Origin of the sequence: Cellulomonas hominis, from assembly GCF_014201095.1 — a bacterium.
In the GTDB taxonomy this organism is placed as follows: Bacteria; Actinomycetota; Actinomycetes; order Actinomycetales; family Cellulomonadaceae; genus Cellulomonas; species Cellulomonas hominis.
Genome location: NZ_JACHDN010000001.1, coordinates 3618244 through 3635829 on the forward strand (window position 1 = coordinate 3618244; position 17586 = coordinate 3635829).

The 17586-nt window shown below is 71.6% G+C and carries 17 protein-coding genes and 1 pseudogene; all 18 read right to left on the minus strand.

All coding sequences use genetic code 11. From position 1 onward, the window contains the following. Positions 1-12: 12 nt before the first annotated feature. Complete coding sequence (locus tag HNR08_RS16880; protein ID WP_146840824.1) at positions 13-567, minus strand: hypothetical protein; 555 nt, start codon at positions 565-567, stop codon at positions 13-15. Further along, positions 564-2273, minus strand: coding sequence for a cell division protein FtsK (locus tag HNR08_RS16885; RefSeq protein WP_146840825.1), 1710 nt, complete (start codon positions 2271-2273; stop codon positions 564-566). The genes HNR08_RS16880 and HNR08_RS16885 overlap by 4 nt, the downstream gene beginning before the upstream one ends. Positions 2274-2429: 156 nt before the next feature. Continuing rightward, positions 2430-3164 (minus strand): hypothetical protein, encoded by a 735-nt coding sequence (locus HNR08_RS16890; protein ID WP_221286379.1) that lies wholly within the window; start codon positions 3162-3164, stop codon positions 2430-2432. A 65-nt stretch (positions 3165-3229) separates the two neighbouring features. Then, positions 3230-4033 carry a hypothetical protein gene (locus HNR08_RS16895; protein ID WP_146840827.1) on the minus strand — a complete coding sequence of 268 codons (804 nt, stop codon included), beginning with the start codon at positions 4031-4033 and terminating at the stop codon, positions 3230-3232. 22 nt (positions 4034-4055) lie between these two features. Then, positions 4056-4676 carry an anaerobic ribonucleoside-triphosphate reductase activating protein gene (gene nrdG / locus HNR08_RS16900; RefSeq protein ID WP_146840828.1) on the minus strand — a complete coding sequence of 207 codons (621 nt, stop codon included), beginning with the start codon at positions 4674-4676 and terminating at the stop codon, positions 4056-4058. Continuing rightward, entirely contained in the window at positions 4673-5737 is a 1065-nt protein-coding gene (locus HNR08_RS16905; RefSeq protein WP_221286380.1) for a hypothetical protein, read from the minus strand. The genes nrdG and HNR08_RS16905 overlap by 4 nt, the downstream gene beginning before the upstream one ends. Next, the gene (gene nrdD / locus HNR08_RS16910) at positions 5737-7995 is read right to left on the minus strand and encodes an anaerobic ribonucleoside-triphosphate reductase (RefSeq protein WP_338075811.1); all 2259 of its coding nucleotides are present in this window, start codon (positions 7993-7995) and stop codon (positions 5737-5739) included. Before nrdD ends, HNR08_RS16905 begins: the two co-directional genes overlap by 1 nt. A gap of 395 nt (positions 7996-8390) precedes the next feature. Further along, positions 8391-8921: a hypothetical protein gene (locus tag HNR08_RS16915; protein WP_146840756.1), complete on the minus strand. Its 531-nt coding sequence runs from the start codon at positions 8919-8921 to the stop codon at positions 8391-8393. After that, complete coding sequence (locus HNR08_RS16920) at positions 8921-9205, minus strand: hypothetical protein (protein ID WP_146840757.1); 285 nt, start codon at positions 9203-9205, stop codon at positions 8921-8923. The genes HNR08_RS16915 and HNR08_RS16920 overlap by 1 nt, the downstream gene beginning before the upstream one ends. 35 nt (positions 9206-9240) lie before the next feature. Then, complete coding sequence (locus tag HNR08_RS16925; protein WP_146840758.1) at positions 9241-10587, minus strand: hypothetical protein; 1347 nt, start codon at positions 10585-10587, stop codon at positions 9241-9243. 368 nt (positions 10588-10955) lie between these two features. Then, positions 10956-12632: a hypothetical protein gene (locus HNR08_RS16930; RefSeq protein WP_146840759.1), complete on the minus strand. Its 1677-nt coding sequence runs from the start codon at positions 12630-12632 to the stop codon at positions 10956-10958. 161 nt (positions 12633-12793) lie between these two features. Further along, entirely contained in the window at positions 12794-13231 is a 438-nt protein-coding gene (locus HNR08_RS16935; protein ID WP_146840760.1) for a helix-turn-helix domain-containing protein, read from the minus strand. A 5-nt stretch (positions 13232-13236) separates the two neighbouring features. Further along, the gene (locus HNR08_RS16940; protein ID WP_146840761.1) at positions 13237-14034 is read right to left on the minus strand and encodes a hypothetical protein; all 798 of its coding nucleotides are present in this window, start codon (positions 14032-14034) and stop codon (positions 13237-13239) included. Between the two features lie 50 nt (positions 14035-14084). Continuing rightward, positions 14085-14717, minus strand: a complete 633-nt coding sequence (locus HNR08_RS16945; RefSeq protein ID WP_146840762.1) for a hypothetical protein — start codon at positions 14715-14717, stop codon at positions 14085-14087. A 20-nt stretch (positions 14718-14737) separates the two neighbouring features. Beyond that, entirely contained in the window at positions 14738-15022 is a 285-nt protein-coding gene (locus tag HNR08_RS16950; RefSeq protein ID WP_146840763.1) for a hypothetical protein, read from the minus strand. Positions 15023-15049: 27 nt separating this feature from the next. Continuing rightward, the gene (locus HNR08_RS16955) at positions 15050-15703 is read right to left on the minus strand and encodes an RES family NAD+ phosphorylase (protein ID WP_183835150.1); all 654 of its coding nucleotides are present in this window, start codon (positions 15701-15703) and stop codon (positions 15050-15052) included. Further along, positions 15700-16485, minus strand: a complete 786-nt coding sequence (locus HNR08_RS16960; protein WP_183835152.1) for a hypothetical protein — start codon at positions 16483-16485, stop codon at positions 15700-15702. Before HNR08_RS16960 ends, HNR08_RS16955 begins: the two co-directional genes overlap by 4 nt. Positions 16486-16520: 35 nt before the next feature. Next, positions 16521-17505: pseudogene (locus HNR08_RS16965) on the minus strand (IS481 family transposase). Between the last annotated feature and the right edge of the window lie 81 nt (positions 17506-17586).

Below are 17586 nucleotides of genomic sequence, written 5' to 3' on the forward strand. Positions count from 1 at the left end.
GACCTCCTCAGGTCAGGGGCGCGGCGTGGGTGTGCACGCCACGAACGGTGGATGTGCGGCACGAGCCAGTTCGCGTTCGACTCGGCGCCGCAGCGGCGAACCCGTGAGGTCGGGGAGCCAGACGTCGGCGTGAGGATCGGGCGCCTGCCCGGCGTGCCACAGAACGCCGCCGTGCGCTCGGACCCAGGCCCGCTCGGAGTCCAGGTCGACGTCGATCAGGGCGACGGGAGCCCCTCCGAGCAGGTCGGCCGCAGCCGCCATGTCGGCCCGCACCCGAGCGAGCCAGGCGTCACCGCCGAGCACGAGCGCCGGGACTCGATGTCGTACCGCGTGCAGCAGCCGCGTGACCTCCGGCCCGTCGGTCCGGTCCAGCAGGGCGCCGGCCCACCCACGGGAGTCGACCAGGGCGCCCAGTGGCGTGCCCGACGGCAGGAGTGGATCGATCAGCGTGAGCGCGTGCCGGGCCGGCGCCCCGGCGTCGTGGGGTCGGAACCCCTGCTCGGCGAGCACGTCGGCGACGGCACGGGCGCCAGGGCCGGTCAGCCCGACAAGGGCCGGGCCGCTCACCGCGCCGCCCTCGCATGCTGCGCCGCGTCGACGGCGAGCTGGTGGGCGGCCGCGGCGGCGCCACGCAACCGGACCTCCGAGGCGTCACGCCCGTCCCGTTCGCCCCAGCCGCCCTCGGACTCCAGGCGTGAGGCCGGCCGGTCGTCTCCCATGTCTTCGTCCAGGCGTGGGACGTGCCTTGCGATCTGGGCGGCGGTCGGCTCCGGGCTGACTGCGCGCGGGAGGCCGAGCGTGAGCAGGTGCCTCTCGTACTGCGACGTGGGGGCGAAGAAGGCCTTGAAGACGGTGGACGGCTGGCCCTCGAACTCCGCGACGCCGGAACCACGCCCCGCGCCAGCGTCCGCGGCGATGTGCTCGGGGACCCACGGCACCGAGTCGGGGTTGGCGAACGCGTGCCCACGTGCCTGCTTCGTGGCGTTCACGCCCAGCAGCACCCGGTTGGGCAGGTTGTGCTTGACCGTCGGCGGGATGCCGGTGTTCGACTGGGCCTGCTGGGTCGCCAGAACCAGGCGAATCCCTGCCGCGCGCATCTCGGCGGGGATCTTCGTGACGACGGCCTTGAGGAGCTCCGTCTCGGCGGCGGCCTGAGCCGCCTCGACGCGCACCGGGTGGTCCTTCGGGAGAGCCTTCGGGATCGGGTCGAACGCCAGCAGGCCCGTGAGCTCGTCAGCGACCACGGTGATGATGGGCATCTCGGCGCGCACGTCGGCGGGCAGGTCCTGCCACTTCTGGGCCCCCATCTGCCGAAGGACCTCACCGCGACGGATGCCCTCTTCGTAGACGAGGCGGGCCGCGGTGACCGCGGCGGCCTTGGACTCGCACCCCCACCCGTGCTCGCGCACGAACGGGCGGCACCACTCGAAGTCGACCGCCTTGTGCGGCACGTCGAGAACGACCAGCTCGTGCCCGCGCGCCAGGACGCCGTACACGAACGCGTTGACGAGGACCGACTTCCCGGACCCGGCCAACCCCTGCAGGATGGCCCCGGCCGAGTCAGCAAGGTTCAGGTCCAGGGGCAGGTTCGGCGAGCCGTCTCCGCCGAGCGCGACGCCGATCGGGACCCGGAAGACGTCGTCGACGGGCCCGTCGAACGGGTACGGGTACGCGGCCGGGAAGGTCGGGAGCTCGCCGGGGATGATGGACAGCACCGTGTTCTGGACGTCGACCCGGAAGTACCAGCCTGGGCGTCCAAGCGTTGCTGTCGCGACCTCCCGGATGCGCGCGTCGTGCTTGGACGGGACGTAGGACCGCAGCTGGAAGTCGAACCCGCCGTCGGGCCGGGACGTGACCTGCACGTCCCACGGCTTGACCTGCAGCGCCTCCGCGACGAGCCCGCGTGCGCGCACCTCCTCGGCGGCCAGCCGGGTGAGGGTCGCCGAGCGGGCGTACGGGTTGAACGCGGTCATCGTGTAGTCGGGGTAGTCCGACTCGAGCTTGGCCTGGGTCTTGTCGCCGTCGGAGGGCTTGATCCCGGTCGCCAGCGGGACGGTGATGCTCGCGACGTCGCTGATCTCGACCTCACGAACGACGTTCAGGGTGCCGTCCGCGTTCGCGCCGTCGATCCGCCAGCCCTCACCGAAGTTGCGCGCGATCCGCTCGCTCAGCACGGCCTGCACGCGCTCGTCGGCGAGCTTGCGGGTGTCGAAGCCGGGCGGCATCCGCATCCGGGTGCGCTCGATCCGCACGGCGCGCGTGCGCCGGTTCATCGCCTGCCGCCGGGGTGGCTGTGGCGACGGCGGATGCGGGGGCGTGGCATCGGTAGCGGCTCCTGGGTGGGCGAACGTCGGTCACCACGTCAACATGCGCCGAAACCGGACCGCCCCCGTTGAAAGGGCTCGGGCTGGAGAAGCCGGGCCCTGCCGTCACGCCGGGTACAGCTCAGAGGCGCCGGACAAGCGCAGGTACTCCTCGGGGTCGAGCCAGCCGTGGGTGCGGATCGTGTGCGCAGCGGCGTCGACCCGCTCCAGCCACGGAGCCAGCCACTCCTCGATGGCGGCCATGTCGTCGTCGTCCATGCGGTCGTGTTCCCCGCTCCAGGTCGCTCCGTCGGAGGTGATGACCGCGCTGGTCTTGTACGCGCGCGGCATCCGGATCCGCAGCCGGGGTCGCCAGTCGGCGCCGATCTCGATGGTGGCGTGGTCGATCACCATGTCCTGGTGGGGGTAGGTGAAGGCCGGCTGTCCGGCCGGCAGGGTCACCTCGTCGCTGTAGTCGCGTCGGCTGGCGGCGCCGGCGAGCTCATCGTGGAGCTGCACGGTCAGCTCCCACCGCGCCTGTTCTCCGTCGGGGCCGGGCCGCGTCCAGCCCTGCATGACCTCCAGGCGTTCGAGGCTGGGAGGGTGCGGCAGGTCCTGCTGCTCCATCCACCCGCCACCGAAGTCGGAGAACTCCGGGGCGTGGCGGTGCTCCTGGCAGGAGTGCATTCCGTCGCCGGCAGGGCCACGCGCCGTCATCGGCTGCACGTGCACCTCGGCCGGGGCCGGGCAGACCAGGCAGGTCGGCTCGGCGGCGGGCAGCTCGACAGTCGCTTCGCCGCGGGTGTTCGCGGTGAACTGGCCGCCGGTGCGGATCCCGGCGGGCACGCGGTGCGGACCCATCGGCGGGCCCGGTTGGAGCTGCCCGCTGCGGCGGTCGCCGGCATGGGGGTGAGCGATCGGGGCCTTCACGACGTGACCTCCTGGTAGAGGGTCACCGTGCCGACACCGGCCAGCGGCGACACCAGCCGGGTGCCCAAGGTGCCAGGCCCAGACCGGTCGGTCACGCGGACAGGAGAGCCCTCACGGATGGTGTCGCCGACCTCGGTCAGGAAGGCGGCCACGCGCTCGAAGCTGCGGGTCTTGGTCGCGTCGGCGTAGACGATGATCGAGTTGGGGGAGTCCTGGTGGACCTGCGCGATGGGTTCGCCGCCGACGGCGGCCCACCGGTACCCGACGAGGGCGGCCAGCTGGCGGGTGGCTTCATCGGTGGTCAGGTCTCGGTCGACCTGCACGCGGAGGTAGCCGAGGTCGGCGTCCAGAGGGCTGTCGGGCGTGATCCTGGTGAAGCGGCCGTAGCCGTCCACCTCGACGACGTCCAGCACCCTGGTCGGGTCGTGGGGCATGGCCGGCGTGGGAGGGGTGGCGCACTCCTGGACAGTGGTCTGCAGCGCGGCGGCAGTGCGCTGGGCGCGTTCGAGCTCCCCGCTGGTCTGCTCGTGCGCGCGGCGCGCCTGCTCGTAGGCGCCCTTGGCGCCCTCCAGGGCATCCTCGGCCTCGAGCAGGGAGAGGCGGGCCCCCTCGGCGGCCTCGCGAGCCACCTCCAGGTTGCTCTGGGCTGCCTGGTGCAGAGCGGCGATGTCCGCGCGGACGGCCTGAGCAACCTCAGGCGACAGGATCGCCAGGTCAACCGCGGCCTCGCCCCGGGTATGGGTGGTGAACTGGCCGCCGGTGCGGACTCCAGCGGGGACTCGGGTGCGCTCCGTGGTCATGACGGGTAGATGTGCGGTGGCCCTAGATCAGCCGACGCCTGTCGACCTGCTCAACGGAGTGCTCGGCGCGCGCCGACCCCTGCCACTGCACCGGCGCTCCGGCGGCCAGGGAGGCCGGCACGTCCAGGATCCGCTGGTTGCGGCTGCCGCGGAAGGCCAGGGACTGATCGCGCTGGGCGAGCTCGAACCGTCCGTCCACGAGGACGTCCACCAGGCCGAGCAACTCGGCCTTGTCCGGCGCCGTGCCAGAGGCAGCCTCCGCGGCGAGCTCGTCGTACGTGTACCCGGTCCAGCACCAGACGTCCCGGGCTGCACCATGTTCCGCCCGTAGCGCGTGCACCACCTCGAGGCACACGCCGGTGTTCAGGAAGGGCTCCCCGCCCAGCAGCGAGAGGCCCTGGACGGCCGCGTGGCGAAGGTCCGCGGCGATCCGCTGCGCTAGCTCGGGGCCGAACTCCGTCCCGTACCGGAACGACCACGCGGCCTCGTTGAAGCAGCCGGCGCAGGCGAACGGGCAGCCGCTGACGTAGAGGCTGCACCGGACGCCCTCGCCGTCCACCATGACGAACGGCTTGTAGTCCGCGACACGGCCTTGGCTCAGGGTGCGGGCCTGCCACTGGCCGACGGCGGGGGTGCGGGTCATGCTGGCTGCCCCACAGGCAGCTGGACGCCGGCGATCTTCAGCGGGCCGGTCGGGGTGGTCCGCAGCGTGGAGCCACCCAGGATCGCGTTGCCACACGTGACCAGGCCGTCTTCCTCGTCCATGGACGGCACGAACACCAGCACGTCGAACCCGGCCGACTTCAGGTCACGCTCAGCGGTCGCGTACGGGGTGAACGCCTCGTACCCGCCGACGGTCTCGATGCCGTTGGCCCGGCACGCGTTGTTGTTGTGGATCGGGGTCAGCTTGACCATGAACCGGTCGGGGCTGAACAGGGACACCAGGCGGTCCGCGTCCACCTCGTACCCCGACGCGAGCGCGAAGTTCAGGCAGTACTTGCGCCCCACGGGGTCGGGCAGGTCAGCGACCATCGCAGCGATGTCGGCCAGCGACATCGCCTTCCCGGCGAACATCGCTTCACGCTGAGCGTCACTGGTCGAGTTGATCGACAGCTGCAGTCCGGCCTGACCGTTGTACAGGTCGTTCTTCAGCGACACCCACCGCGCCAGCCGCTCGGGCAGCTTCTTGACCTTCTTCGGCGAGGACGTCGTGAACACCGGGTGCAGCACGTCGATCGTCAGGCCCGTGGTCGCGGCGATGTCACGCTTGCCGTGCCACAGCCACTGCGTGAAGTCCAGGACCGCGTCGTTGTAGCCAGGGTCTCCCATGCGTGCGAAGTGCAGGTTCAGACGCTCGGTGTACCGCTGCCCGGGGAACATCCCGATCGCGTTGAGCAGCTGGGCCTGCAGGTCCTCGAAGCTCGCGTTGCCGTGGAAGCCGAGGTTCGGCACGTCGCAGAACGTGCACGCCATCGGGCACCCGTACTGGGTGGACAGTGTCACGACCCACTTCTCCGACAGCGGCATGCACGTGGTGTTCGCGACGCCGTCCAGGTCCTCGGTGTACCCGAGCCAGTCGGCCTTCACGTTGTGCTTCTTGCCGTAGTCACCGATCGAGAGCGTCTCGAGCATGCCGCGGCTGTACTCGCCGGTGAACAAGAACCCGGTCGGGATGCGGTGGACCGTGCGCACGGAGTTCGACATCAGGCGACCGTCCCCTTGAACTCGACGGAGGTGGCGGGCATCGAGCCGGCGGAGCCGGCCAGGTGCTTGACCCGCGAGGAGATCTCGACGTGCCGCCCGTGCACCATCGGCCGCTGCTGCGGGTTGCCGAGGTAGCCGCAGGTCCGCTTGACGACGTCGCAGGTGCGGGGGTCGGTGTTCCCGCAGCCGGGGCAGGCGAACCCGCGCTCGGTGGGCGTGAAGTCGCCGGAGAACCCGCACTCCAGGCAGTGGTCGATCGGGGTGTTCGTGCCGAGGTAGCCGACCCGGTCGTACGCGTAGTCCCACACGGCCTCGAGCGCCTTCGGGTTCTGCTGCAGCACGGGGTACTCGCAGTAGTGGATGAACCCGCCGGAGGCGTACTGCGGGTACTCCGCCTCGAAGTCGAGCTTCTCGAACGGCGTCGGGGCCTTGCGGACGTCGTAGTGGAAGGAGTTCGTGTAGTAGTCCTTGTCGGTGATGTCGGGCACCGAGCCGAACTTGGCGCGGTCGAGCCGGGCGAACCGGTCGGTGAGCGACTCCGACGGTGTCGAGTACACCGAGAAGTGGTAACCGCTGGCGGCCTTCCACGCCGCCGCCGAGTCCGCGAGCCGGCGCAGGATCGCCACCGTGAAGCCCTTCGCTTCGGGGTTGGACTCCCACGCGCCGCCGAAGAACGCCGCCGCGGCCTCGTACAGCCCGATGTAGCCCAGCGACACCGTGGCGCGGCCGTTCCGGAAGAGCGCGTCGACGTCGTCGTCCGGGGCGAGCCGCTGCCCGAACGCGCCGTGCACGTAGAGGATCGGGGCGTTCGCCGGCACGGCCTCCTTGCACCGCTCGACGCGGTACAGCAGGGCGTCGTGCACGGTCTCCAGCCGCTGCTCCAGCAGGGCCCAGAACGCGTCCAGGTCACCGCGGGTCTCCAGCGCGATGCGCGGGACGTTGAGGGTGACGACGCCGAGGTTCATCCGGCCCTCGACGACGTCGTTGCCGTCCTCGTCGCTCCACCCCTGCAGGAACGACCGGCAGCCCATCGGCACCTTGAACGAGCCGGTGATCTCGACGATCTTGTCGTAGCTGAGGATGTCCGGGTACATGCGCTTGGTGGCGCACTCCACGGCGAGCGTCTTGATGTCGTAGTTCGGGTCCTCGGCCCGCAGGTTCACCCCGCGGCGCAGCGTGAAGATGAGCTTCGGGAAGATCGCGGTCCGGCGCTCCTTGCCGAGGCCGAGGATGCGGATCTGCAGGATCGCCCGCTGGATCTCGCGCTCGAACCAGCCCGTGCCGAGGCCGAACCCGACCGACGTGAACGGGGTCTGCCCGTTCGAGGTGAACAGGGTGTTGATCTCGTACTCGAGCGACTGCATCGCGTCGTAGATGTCCTTGCGGGTCTTCTCCTCCGCGAAGGCCCGGCGCCGGTCGGGGTCGTCGATCCAGCGCTCGGCATCCGCCAGGTGCTTGGCGAAGTTCCGCTCGGCGTACGGGGCCAGGAGCTCGTCGATCCGGTTGACCGAGCACCCGCCGTACTGCGACGAGGAGACGTTCGCGATGATCTGCGAGATCTGCGCGGTGGCGGTCTGGATGGAGCGCGGCGGGTCGACCTGGGCGTTCCCGATCCGGAAGCCCTCGGACAGCATCGTCCGGAAGTCGATGAGGCAGCAGTTCGTCATCGGGGCGTACGGGTGGTAGTCGAGGTCGTGGTAGTGGATGTCGCCCTTGGCGTGGGCGTTCGCGACGTGCGGCGGCAGCATCTTCAGGCCGATGGCCTTGCCCACGGCGCCGGCGGTGAGGTCGCGCTGGGTGTTGAAGACGTCGGCGTCCTTGTTGGCGTTCTCGTGGACGACCGCCGTGTCACGGTCGACCAGCTTGCCGATCGAGTGGTTGATGTCCAGGGCGCGGGAGCGGGCCATGTCCCGCTGCACGCGGTAGTCGATGTAGACGCCGGCGACCTCGGTCAGGTGGGACTCCAGGAGCACGTGCTCGATGACGTTCTGCACCTCGTAGATGCGGACCTCGCCGGAGAACCGCTCTCCGATCTCGGCGACGGAGCGGGCCACCAGGTCGGTGATGGTGGCCTGGTGCACATGGTCGAGCTTGCCGTGCACGGCCTCGAAGGCGCGCTGCAGCGCGGCGCGGATCCGGCGGGGGTCGAAAGGCAGCAGGCGTCCGTCACGCTTGCGGACCCAGGTCTCCAGGCCGGTCGCGGTGGCCTGCTCGAGGCCAGGGGTCAGGGTGGTGTCGTGGGCCTCGATCGTGGTCACTGCGGGTGTTCCCTTCGTCTGCGGCACGTGGTCGGTGCCGGCTCCAGGGCTGGCTTCGCCCCGGTCGGGTGAGGCCGGGATGGTCCTGGTGCCGGTCCGGCCGCGGTGTGCCGGCCGGGGTCGGTGGGCTGTGCGGTGGTCCACGGTCAGCCCGGGTACCTGATGAATGTGCGGGGGCTATCGGCCGGCCGTTGTGGCGCCGTGCGGGGCCGGTTCGGCGTGCTCGGGGCTCGCCGCGCACGCGGCGGCGTGGCCCGAGCGTGGGCGCGAACGCGTGCGCGCTGGCCACCCGGGTTCACGCGGAGCCGGGGTGGCGGGGTGGTCATGCCAGGTAGATGTGCGGCCGACTGGGCACCGGGTGCGGGTGTTACGTCGTCGCCGGTCGGGCTAAGGCGCTAGTCGTCCTGCGGGAGAACCCGGGCAAGCCGGGAGGACAGGGTCGTCACGCCCCGCTCGGCCAGGTCCATGCTCTCGCCGAGCGCCCAGCCCAGGTCGCGGTCCACGGCGCCGGCAACCCGGTCCATGTCGTCGTCACGCACGAGCAGGAGCCCGAACTGGGTGTTCACCCCGATGGCCTCCACCCGGCGGCGCTCGTCCAGGCGCAGGACGACCCGGTCGCTGTTGGTGCAGCGCCCGTCCTCGAACTGGACGATGGTCCGGCCCTGGCTGTCGCAGGCGGCGCTGGCGTACAGGATGTCGAAGCCGCGCATCACGCTCGGCTTGCTGCGCCGCTGCGGGGCGTTGATGGCGGCGTCCAGGGCGCGTTGGTGCCGCCCGAGCCGACGGGCGGTCTCGACGTGCAGCTCTAGGTCATCAGCGGTGCGCGTCGGGTCGTAGGGGACGGCGACGCCGTCCCTGCTCTCGCCGCGCTCGGGGTCGTCCCAGATGGACTCCAGCGAGAGCTCGCGCACCGTGCCATCGGGCATCAGGTACCCGCCGTGCGGACCTGCTCGCCGATGGTGGACCCGGGCACGTCCACGCGGACGGACACGTACCGGGAGCCGTCGGGGGCGCCGCACGCGACGCCTGTGCCGACCGTGAGCTCGGAGACCTCGCTGACGCCGACCGCGGCCGCGAGCCGGGCACCGAGGGCCCCGGCGTGCATCATGTAGGTGTCCGGGCGCAGGTCGACGGTGGACTCGCTTCGGACCGTCGCGGCGAACTGGCCGCCCTCGGTGACGCCGGCGGGGGTGCGTGCCTGGGTGCTCATGTCGGGTAGATGTGCGGCTGCGCGGGCTGGCGAGGTCAGGCGTTCTCCTGCACCGGTGCCGGCTCCAACTCGTACTTCACGCGGGTCAGCACGGTCTGGTCCTGCCCGCGGTAGGAGCCGTGCTCCTTGACCGTCCCGCCGGTCAGCGTGAGCTTCTGCCCGGCCTCCAGGTCCTTGCGCCCGGACGCCTTCCACTTGAGGGTGTGGCCGGTCTCGGAGCGCATGAGCACCAGGGTGTCGGTGCTGCCGTAGGCGTACCCGTCCAGGTAGACGACCTTCTCCACGACGGCGGTGTGCCCGGCGACCTTCTCCCTGACGCCAGCCAGGTACCCGGGCACGTACGCGGCCGCCTTCGCCTCGCGGACGGCCCGGCGCTCGTTCTCGCGGGCCCAGCCGGACACGGCCGAGGCCAGCAGAGCGGAGTGCCGGTAGGTGACGTGCTCGCCGCCGGCGAGCGTGCGCAGGTTGGTGGCGTAGTCGCCCTCGCCGTCCATGGTGCGCGCGTACTCCAGCACCGCGGCGGCGGTGCCGTCGTCCAGGTACCGCTGCGTCTGCTCGGCGATGTGTACCCGTTCGGCGGCCTGCTGGGGGGTCTCGCGCAGCCCGGCGCCGTACAGCTGGGTGCGGACCGCGTCGCCGGTGGCCGGGCGCCCCTGCCACATGGCGGCGTCCCGGGACAGGTACTCGCGGCCGCCGTCGGTGACGGCCAGCGCGGTCGCGAGGACCTCCAGGGTCGGGGTGGCGTCGTCGGTGTGCCCGCCGCCGCCGGCGAGCCAGCCGTCCTCGTCGTCCTCCAGCGGGTCGAAGCCCAGGGCCCACAGGCCGGCGGGCTTGACGCCGAGGAAGTCGGCCATGCAGGAGGACCCGACCTGCTTGGTGGTGCCGTCGGCGTGCCGGACCAGGTAGGTGGCCGAGCGGCGGCGGGTCGTGCCGCAGTGGTCGCACTCGGAGACCTCCGGGCGCCACCCGTTCAGCTCGACCCCGGGCCGGGAGCGCACGATGGGGCCGGTCTCGAGGTGGTCGACCGCGGCGGCGAACTCCCAGCCGTTGTAGCTGATCGTCGGGTGGGACAGGGTCAGGTCGCGGTAGAACCGGTCGTGACCGTTCTCGTCCGTGCTGACGTACGGCTCGCCGACCTCGTAGGTGAACCGCTCGGTGATCCCGGCGCGCTCCAGTCGCCGGTTGGCCTTGGTGATGCGGGCCTCTGCTTCGGCGACGCTGGAAGCCAGCAGCGCGTACCGCGGTGTGCGCGGCTCGTCCGGCTCCTCGAGGGCGGCGGGCGCGGTCAGGTCGACGTCGGCCTCAGCGCGGGCCTCGAGCGCGAACTGGCCGCCGGCGCGCACGCCGGCAGGGACACGGGAGCGTTGGGCGACGGTGCTCATGCTCGGTAGATGTGCGGCCGCGGGCGAGGTCGACGGCGCCTGCGGCGCTCGGTCTTTGGGCTAGCGGTCGGCCGGCCGGGGGCGGACGTGGCGGCACGCGCAGCGCGCACCGCAGTGCAGCTGCTCCTGGGCGTGTGCAGTGCGCGGCTTCTGGAAGCCCGGGCACAGGCAGAACCGGGCGACCGGGTGCCACAGGGTACCGCCCGTTAGTCAGGGAGCACGCCCATCCCTCGACACATGCACCTTGCTGCAGGTGCACGGAGCGCGTGTGGCCGCACCGGCAGATCTGCGCCATGTGGCGGCGGTTGGCGCGCCCGAGGAGGAGGCGGCGAAGGCGGTTGATCATGGCCGGCGTATGTGCGGCGTGCTCAGGTCGGGTCGCCGAACGTCGCGTCGAAGAAGGAGGTGATCTGCTCCCGCATCGGGTACAGGGTCGAGTAGGCGGGGTTGTCGTCGAACTTGTGCTCGTCGCCGTTCAGGGAGGTCCGCACGCCACGCCAGTGGAGCCAGAGCTCGGCGGAACGGGAGAACACCTCGGTCGGGGTGCGCCAGTAGTCCAGCGACTTGCCCATCGTGGCGAACCGGCCGTCCGCGCGGACGGCCTGCTGAGCTGCGCGCAGGATGGGGCGGAACTCGTCCGACAGCGAGACCTGGCCCGCGCCGCTGGTGTGGTCGAGGTGGTGGACGTACTCGTGCCACATCGACGACGGATGCCGCGGGTCGACGGCGATCGCGTCGCGGTCGGGGGAGTAGACGCCCGCGGCGTTGTGCCGGCCGGTGAGGCGGAAGGCCATGCGCGCCGGCGCCTTGGTGTGCGGGACGCGCCGGGACAGCTCGGCCCACTCGGCCTCGACGGCGCGGAAGTCGTCGAGGTCGACTGACTCATCCACCTCGACGTGGCTCATGCCGTCACGGTGGAAGGTCGAGCCCGCGGCTGCGGCCGCGTGCGTGGCGGGGATGTTCTTCTTGTCCTCCCACACCGTGGCCGAGTGCCTGTACTCCCCGCTGCGGCGCTGCTGGGTCAGGTACAGGTCGTCGGCCATCCCGAACCGCTCGGCCACCATCGCCGCGGCGGCGGCCCGGGTCGTGGCGACCTTCGCTGTGCTGCGGGCCTGCTTGAGCACCTCGGCGAAGGAGTGCTCGTGGGGCCAGGCGCTGGGCGCGTAGATCGACTTCTCCTCGTCGCGGGAGGGGTCGGTCGCGCCGAATGCCTCCCGCAGTGCCTTCTCGTCCTGGCACAACGCGATGATGGCCGTCTGGTAGGCGGCCCGGTCGGCGTAGTACGCGTCGAGGTCGGCGCCGTACGCCGACGGATGCCGGGGTGGGGCTACGCCCAGGACCGGGGTGTCGCCGAGCGCGGAGATCGCCGAGAGGCCGTTGCGCATCCGATCCTTGGCGGCCTCCGGGCCGGTCATGCTCAGCCACTGCGAGACCAGGTTCGCCGAGATGTCCTCGGGGTCGCCGCCGTGCTGCGCCACGAAGTCGCGCAGGTCCGCGGTGATGGCCTCAGCGGCCTGCCGTCTTGCCAGGTTGACGACCGCCCAGGTGTCGTCGCGGTCGTACCGGGAGCACCAGGCGCCCTCCTTGGCGCCGGCCCGGGTCTCCAGGAAGACCGCGCGCTTGGCGTTCGGGTCGGCCGAGGTGTCCCAGGCCGTCGCGTCGGCGGAGACCGTCTTGCCGGCCTTGGCGCGCAGCCGGTCGGCCTCCGCCTCCGTCAACGGGGTCCAGCCGCGGGCGGCGGCGTAGTCCTGCGGGTCCAGGTCGCTGTTCGCGGCCGTGTACCTGCCCCACTTCTTGACCGCTGTCGCGACGGTGTCGTCAGCGTCGATGACGGGCGGGCGGGTGGTGACCTCGCGCAGTCTGTACTGCCGCCGCATGTCGTAGACCCGCGAGGTGCCAGCCAGGGTGAGGTCGCCGCCCTCAGCGGCCGGTTCCGGCTCGAGCAGGGCCGCTGACGACTCACCGCGCACTCGGAGTGTGAACTGGCCGCCGGAACGGACGCCGGCCGGGACTCGGGGTGGCTGGGTGGTGAGGGCGGCGCTCATGCCCCGTAGATGTGCGGTGGCGGGCGCTGCCCTGGTGGCTCCCGGGCGGTCAGGGTGGTGGTGGACTCGCAGCGCGCGCCGGTGATGAGCTGGCGGCCGGTCGGGACCCCGCACGCACGCGGGGCTAGCTGATGGCCCGCCGGTGCCCGGGCCCGGCCGGGTCAGCCCCGGGCGCCGGCGAGGTCGCGCGACGTCCGCTCGATGCGCACGAGCACGTCGGCTCCCGGCACGACGGATCCGCTGCGGTAGGACGACAGCCGCGAGGGGGAGGTGTGCGCCTGCGCGGCGAACTGGCGCAGCGACAGGCCGGAGCGGGCGACCGCCAGCTCGACTCGGCGGGCGACCTCGCCGGCGTCCCCGGCCCGGGCCTGGTCCAGGGCGCGGCGCAGCAGCCGGGTGGCGCCGGGGCGGTCGGCGAGGTCCAGGGCGACCTCCAGGTCGCGAGCGGCCTGGCCGTCGGGGGCGGCGCGCACGGCGGCGGCGATGCGCTGCCAGTGCGGCAGGTAGCCCCGCTCGATCGCGGTGAGCATGCCCTCCACGCCCCAGGAGTCCACGGGGTCGGTGGGGTCGGCGTCGATGTTGCGGAACTGCAGTGCCACGGTGGCTACCTCCCTTCGGCGTCCGGATGTGCGGCGACCATCTCGTCGGCTACCGCCGCCAGGATGGTGCAGGTGGCGGACCACTCGTGCCAGCGGCGGGCCAGCCCCTTGTATCGCGGCAGCTGCCCGATGGTGGCGCGGTCCTTGGGCTGGGGTTCGGCCAGCTGGACGGCGAGCTGGGTCGCGACCGGCCCCTCGTCGTGGGCCAGGTCTTCGTAGTAGTCGTCGATGCGCGCGAGCACGCGAGCGGCGGTCTGGGGGCCCACCGCGTCGGCGATGGCGGCCACGTCGAGGTAGTCGCGCACCTGGTTGCGCTTGACGATCAGGTATCCCTTGACGCGCAGCGTCTCGGGGAGGGTCGGGACGATGACCTGGTCCCCGCCGGGAAGGTGGGCGACCTCGGTCTCCAGCGGCCTGCTGCGGCGCAGCTGGCGGATGCCGGTCTCGATGCCGCCGAGCTCGCCGAGGATGATCTTGCCTGGCACGACGCGGTTGGTGACCCACTCGGGCTCGCGCTCCAGCGCCTCGAGGACGGCGTCGAACCGCTCGGCGAGGTCGGTCAGCACGTGGTCGTGGTCGAACGACTGGCGGTGCCCGACGTGGACGGCAGCGGCCGACCCGCCGACCATGACGGCGTCCGGCACGATCTCCTGGAGCCGGGCGGCACTGTCGAGCACGTCAGCGATGGGCGCGGCTTGGTCCGCGGTGAGGGTGAGATCGGCTTCGCCGCGCTCGACCCTGCGGAACTGCCCCGGGTTGCCCGGGCCTCCGCGGGGGTGCTTGGTCCCGTCGAACGCTGCCATGAGTGTAATCAGATCAGATCACACCAGCAGAGTCCAGGGCAGGAGCCAGCTCAGGCGTCGGCGTCGCCGTCGATGCGCGGGCCGGTCTGGTCTCCGACCCACACCTGGCGACCGAACTTGTCGCCGTCCAGGCGCGTGATCGTGAACGCGAGCCGGCCGGAAGCCGCGCGCGCCTCGGAGACGTAGACACCGGCGGCGGCCAGTTCGTCCCTGAGCCACGTGAACGACATGGCGTTGCCCTTGCCGACCTCCGCGCCCGACAGGACCCAGCCCTGGGACATCTGGCTGACCCACAGGCCCTCGTCGATGCCCTTGGCGACGTGCTGGGCGGCGACCGCAGCGCGCTCGGCGTCCCAGCGGGCGTGCAGGTCCTTGTGGTCACCCAGGGAGTCGTCGTCGAACTCGTGCTCGACGTAGCGGCGCGCGACCCAGGCGGCGTAGTCCTCGGCGTAGTCGGTGTTCTCCATGCCGAGGTTGCCGACGAGCGGGTGCGCCCAGCCGTAGGCGTGCCGGTGGATCGCATCGAACTTCTTACGCTGCTCGAGCGTGAAGTCGTCGACCGACCAGCACCCGGCGTACCGGTCGGCGCCGTGAGGCAGGTCGACAGCCGACTCGGTGCGGGCCGAGGTGACGAACTGCCCGCCGGTGGTGACGCCGGCAGGGACGCGTGCCCGGGTACTCATGCCTGGTGGATGTGCGGCTGTCAGTGGGTGCAGCCGGTGTAGTTGCACTCGAGCTGGCCCACGTGCGGGCCGAGCACCGCGAAGCTCCCGTGGAAGGGGTCGAACGCCGTGGCGGACTGAGCTTGCAGCGCCTCCAGGCAGTCCTCATGGACGGCGTGGGTGGCGCCGGTCTCCCGGTTGCGGATCAGCACCCCTGTGGCGTGCAGCGCCAGGGACGCAGTGGACTCGGCACGCGGCTGGGTGGCGAACTGGCCACCAGCGGAGATGCCTGCAGGGACACGGGCGGGCTCGGGCTGGGCGCTCATGCCCGATAGATGTGCGGGCCGTGAGCCTCAGGACACGGTCGCGTTCTGCCTCGCCAGCACCGAGCGCAGCCAGGCGCGGCCGGACTCGTCGTCGAGCCTGATGAACGACGAAGGGTCCGGCGTCAGGAGAGCCGACGCAGGGTTAGGCGTCCGGTCATCGAAGAGGACGACCACGCGCCCGGCGGGCTCGCGACGCGAGACCCAGATGTAGCCGGCGGCGACGGGGCACTGCGTGCGGATCCAGTGAGCCCAGTGGCGGGTCTGGGCGTAGTCGCGCGGCTCGGCGGTAGTCAGCCACGGGGACTGGGCGACGGAGGAGAGCCCCGGCCTCCCCGTCATGTCCACCAACTGGAGTTCCAGGGCGAGGGTGACCGTGTAGGCGTGCAGCCCGTCGAGGGCCGCCTGGGGCAGTGCGATCGCGCCAGACGGACCGGGGACCTGATCGCGGAGCAGGCGCTCAGCGACCGCCACGTCCATCGTCAGGCCGGCGTACATGAACCCGTATCGATCATCATCGGTGGAGTCGAACCGGCCACCCCCGTAGTACCGATGGCTCGGCCCCGGGTTGAACGCTGTCGCGCCGTACCGGTACTGGCCGATCCGGTGAAGCTCGGTCCCTGCTGCCAGCGTGAGGAGCTGCGGCGTTCCGGCGTACGCAGTCGGGGGCAGGTTGTTCGTCACCAGGCGTCCTCGCGGATCTGGGCGGCTGCGAACCGGATCAGGTCGTCCTGGCCGGTGCCGAGCAGCTCGGCGGGTGTCGCGGCGATCCACGAGTTCCTGCGGGTCCACCACGAGTACGAGCCCACGGGGTCCTCGGCGTAGCGCAGCGTCCCGGCCAGCTCGCGCACCACGGGATGCACCCGGCCGCTCGCGAGGTCGAACTGGAACGCCGGGCCACGGTGCGAGTCGTGGCCCGGGTGGCACAGCACGGGCCGCTCTCCTGCGGGTGCGTCGGTCAGGCTCTCTGACATCTCCGCCTCGATCGCCAGCAGGGCGACGTCGGCTGTGACCTTGATCGGGCGGTGCAGGTCCGAGAGCATTCGCAGGTGAGAGGTCAGCGCCTCCAGCTCCCCGGCGCCCCGTGAGCGCCAGCTCTTGGCGTGCACGAGGAACACCGAGTTCTCCCGCCACGCCAGTCCCGCGCGCTCCGCCTCGTGCAGCGTCTCCATGCCCACGAGCTCGGCGACCTCCAGGTCGTCATCGTCTTCCGTCCAGACGGTGATCAGCAGGTCGGTCGCGCCCGCGCGCTGAGCCGCTCGGAGCGTCTCTCGAGCGAAGGCCGCTCGCAGGCGCGCGTCCACGTCGATCACGGCGGTCGCACCGACCAGGATCGTCGTGGCGTTGATCTCCTGCACCGCCGCGGTCTTCAGGGCACTGACGCTCCTGATGAGCTCGACGAGGCGCGGGGCGCTGCTCGCCCTGTTGCGCCCACCCGGCCCGTCGTCGCGGGGCTCCTCGTCCACGATCGGGAGTCTAGGGCGGCCCGACCTCAGCACGGCTAGATGTACTGACTCGCTGCGTTGTTGACGCGGTCGATGGGTGTGAGGCCGCCGATGCCGAGGTGGGGTCGGTCCATGTTGTAGTGCTCGAGCCAGGCGGCCAAGGCCGCCGCGCGGTCGGCGTTCGATGACCAGATGCGGGAGTAGGCCCACTCGGTGGCCAGAGTTCGGTTCAGCCTCTCCACCTTGCCGTTGGTCCAGGGGCAGTGCGGTCGGATGAACTTCTGGACGATGCCCAGGTCGGCCGCGGTTTGCCGGAAGACGGCGGAGTTGCGGTAGGCGAACGCGTTGTCGCTGATCACCCGCTCGACCTGGATGCCGTGATCGGCGTAGAACGCCGTCGCGCGGGCCAGGAACCCGGCGGCAGTGACGCCTTTCTCGTCGGTGTGGATCTCGGCGTAGGCGAGGCGGGAGTGGTCGTCGATCGCGGTGTGGACGTAGTCGTATCCGGTCGGGACCTTCTTGTGCCGGTGATCGACCGTGGACGCCCGGCCGTGTGCTCGCCAACCGCCGCCGTCAGGGATCCGCCCGAGCTTCTTGACGTCGATGTGGACCAGCGACCCAGGGTGCGGGTGCTCGTAGCGGACCGCCGTGCGGCGCATGGCGCGGATGACCTGCCCGGTGACCGGGTCGCAGTCCGCCAGCCGCGGAACCCGGTGCCGGGCCAGGACCCGCCCGACGGTCGAGGCCGGCAACCCGACCAGACGCCCGATCGTCACAGGTCCGCGACGGGGTCAGCATCCGCGCGATCCGCACCCGGGTCTCGGCGCAAGGGCTCGTACGGCGCGGGTGGGTGTGGGCCACGCTCGGGCGGTCGATCAGGCCGGCGCGGCCCTCAGCCTGGAACCGGCGCCACCACCGCCACGCCGTGGTGCGCGAGACACCCATCTCCGCGGCGACATGCGCGACCGGACGACCCGCACCGATCCGCTGGACCATGGTCAACCTGCCGGCAGGAGTCAGCCGGGCGTTAGCGTGGGACACGAGAGACCTCCGTGTGCTCGAGAGAAGCCGTCAGACCGCTCCCACTCGACCCGGAGGTCTCTCCTCACGTCAACAACGGTC

What these genes read in the sequence shown, in the direction of transcription:
- HNR08_RS16885 (WP_146840825.1), bottom strand. Translation starts at nt 2,273, where the DNA reads ATGAACCGGCGCACGCGCGCCGTGCGGATCGAGCGCACCCGGATGCGG.
- HNR08_RS16890 (WP_221286379.1), bottom strand. Translation starts at nt 3,164, where the DNA reads ATGGGTCCGCACCGCGTGCCCGCCGGGATCCGCACCGGCGGCCAGTTC.
- HNR08_RS16895 (WP_146840827.1), bottom strand. Translation starts at nt 4,033, where the DNA reads ATGACCACGGAGCGCACCCGAGTCCCCGCTGGAGTCCGCACCGGCGGC.
- nrdG (WP_146840828.1), bottom strand. Translation starts at nt 4,676, where the DNA reads ATGACCCGCACCCCCGCCGTCGGCCAGTGGCAGGCCCGCACCCTGAGC.
- HNR08_RS16905 (WP_221286380.1), bottom strand. Translation starts at nt 5,737, where the DNA reads ATGTCGAACTCCGTGCGCACGGTCCACCGCATCCCGACCGGGTTCTTG.
- HNR08_RS16915 (WP_146840756.1), bottom strand. Translation starts at nt 8,921, where the DNA reads ATGCCCGATGGCACGGTGCGCGAGCTCTCGCTGGAGTCCATCTGGGAC.
- HNR08_RS16920 (WP_146840757.1), bottom strand. Translation starts at nt 9,205, where the DNA reads ATGAGCACCCAGGCACGCACCCCCGCCGGCGTCACCGAGGGCGGCCAG.
- HNR08_RS16925 (WP_146840758.1), bottom strand. Translation starts at nt 10,587, where the DNA reads ATGAGCACCGTCGCCCAACGCTCCCGTGTCCCTGCCGGCGTGCGCGCC.
- HNR08_RS16930 (WP_146840759.1), bottom strand. Translation starts at nt 12,632, where the DNA reads ATGAGCGCCGCCCTCACCACCCAGCCACCCCGAGTCCCGGCCGGCGTC.
- HNR08_RS16940 (WP_146840761.1), bottom strand. Translation starts at nt 14,034, where the DNA reads ATGGCAGCGTTCGACGGGACCAAGCACCCCCGCGGAGGCCCGGGCAAC.
- HNR08_RS16945 (WP_146840762.1), bottom strand. Translation starts at nt 14,717, where the DNA reads ATGAGTACCCGGGCACGCGTCCCTGCCGGCGTCACCACCGGCGGGCAG.
- HNR08_RS16950 (WP_146840763.1), bottom strand. Translation starts at nt 15,022, where the DNA reads ATGAGCGCCCAGCCCGAGCCCGCCCGTGTCCCTGCAGGCATCTCCGCT.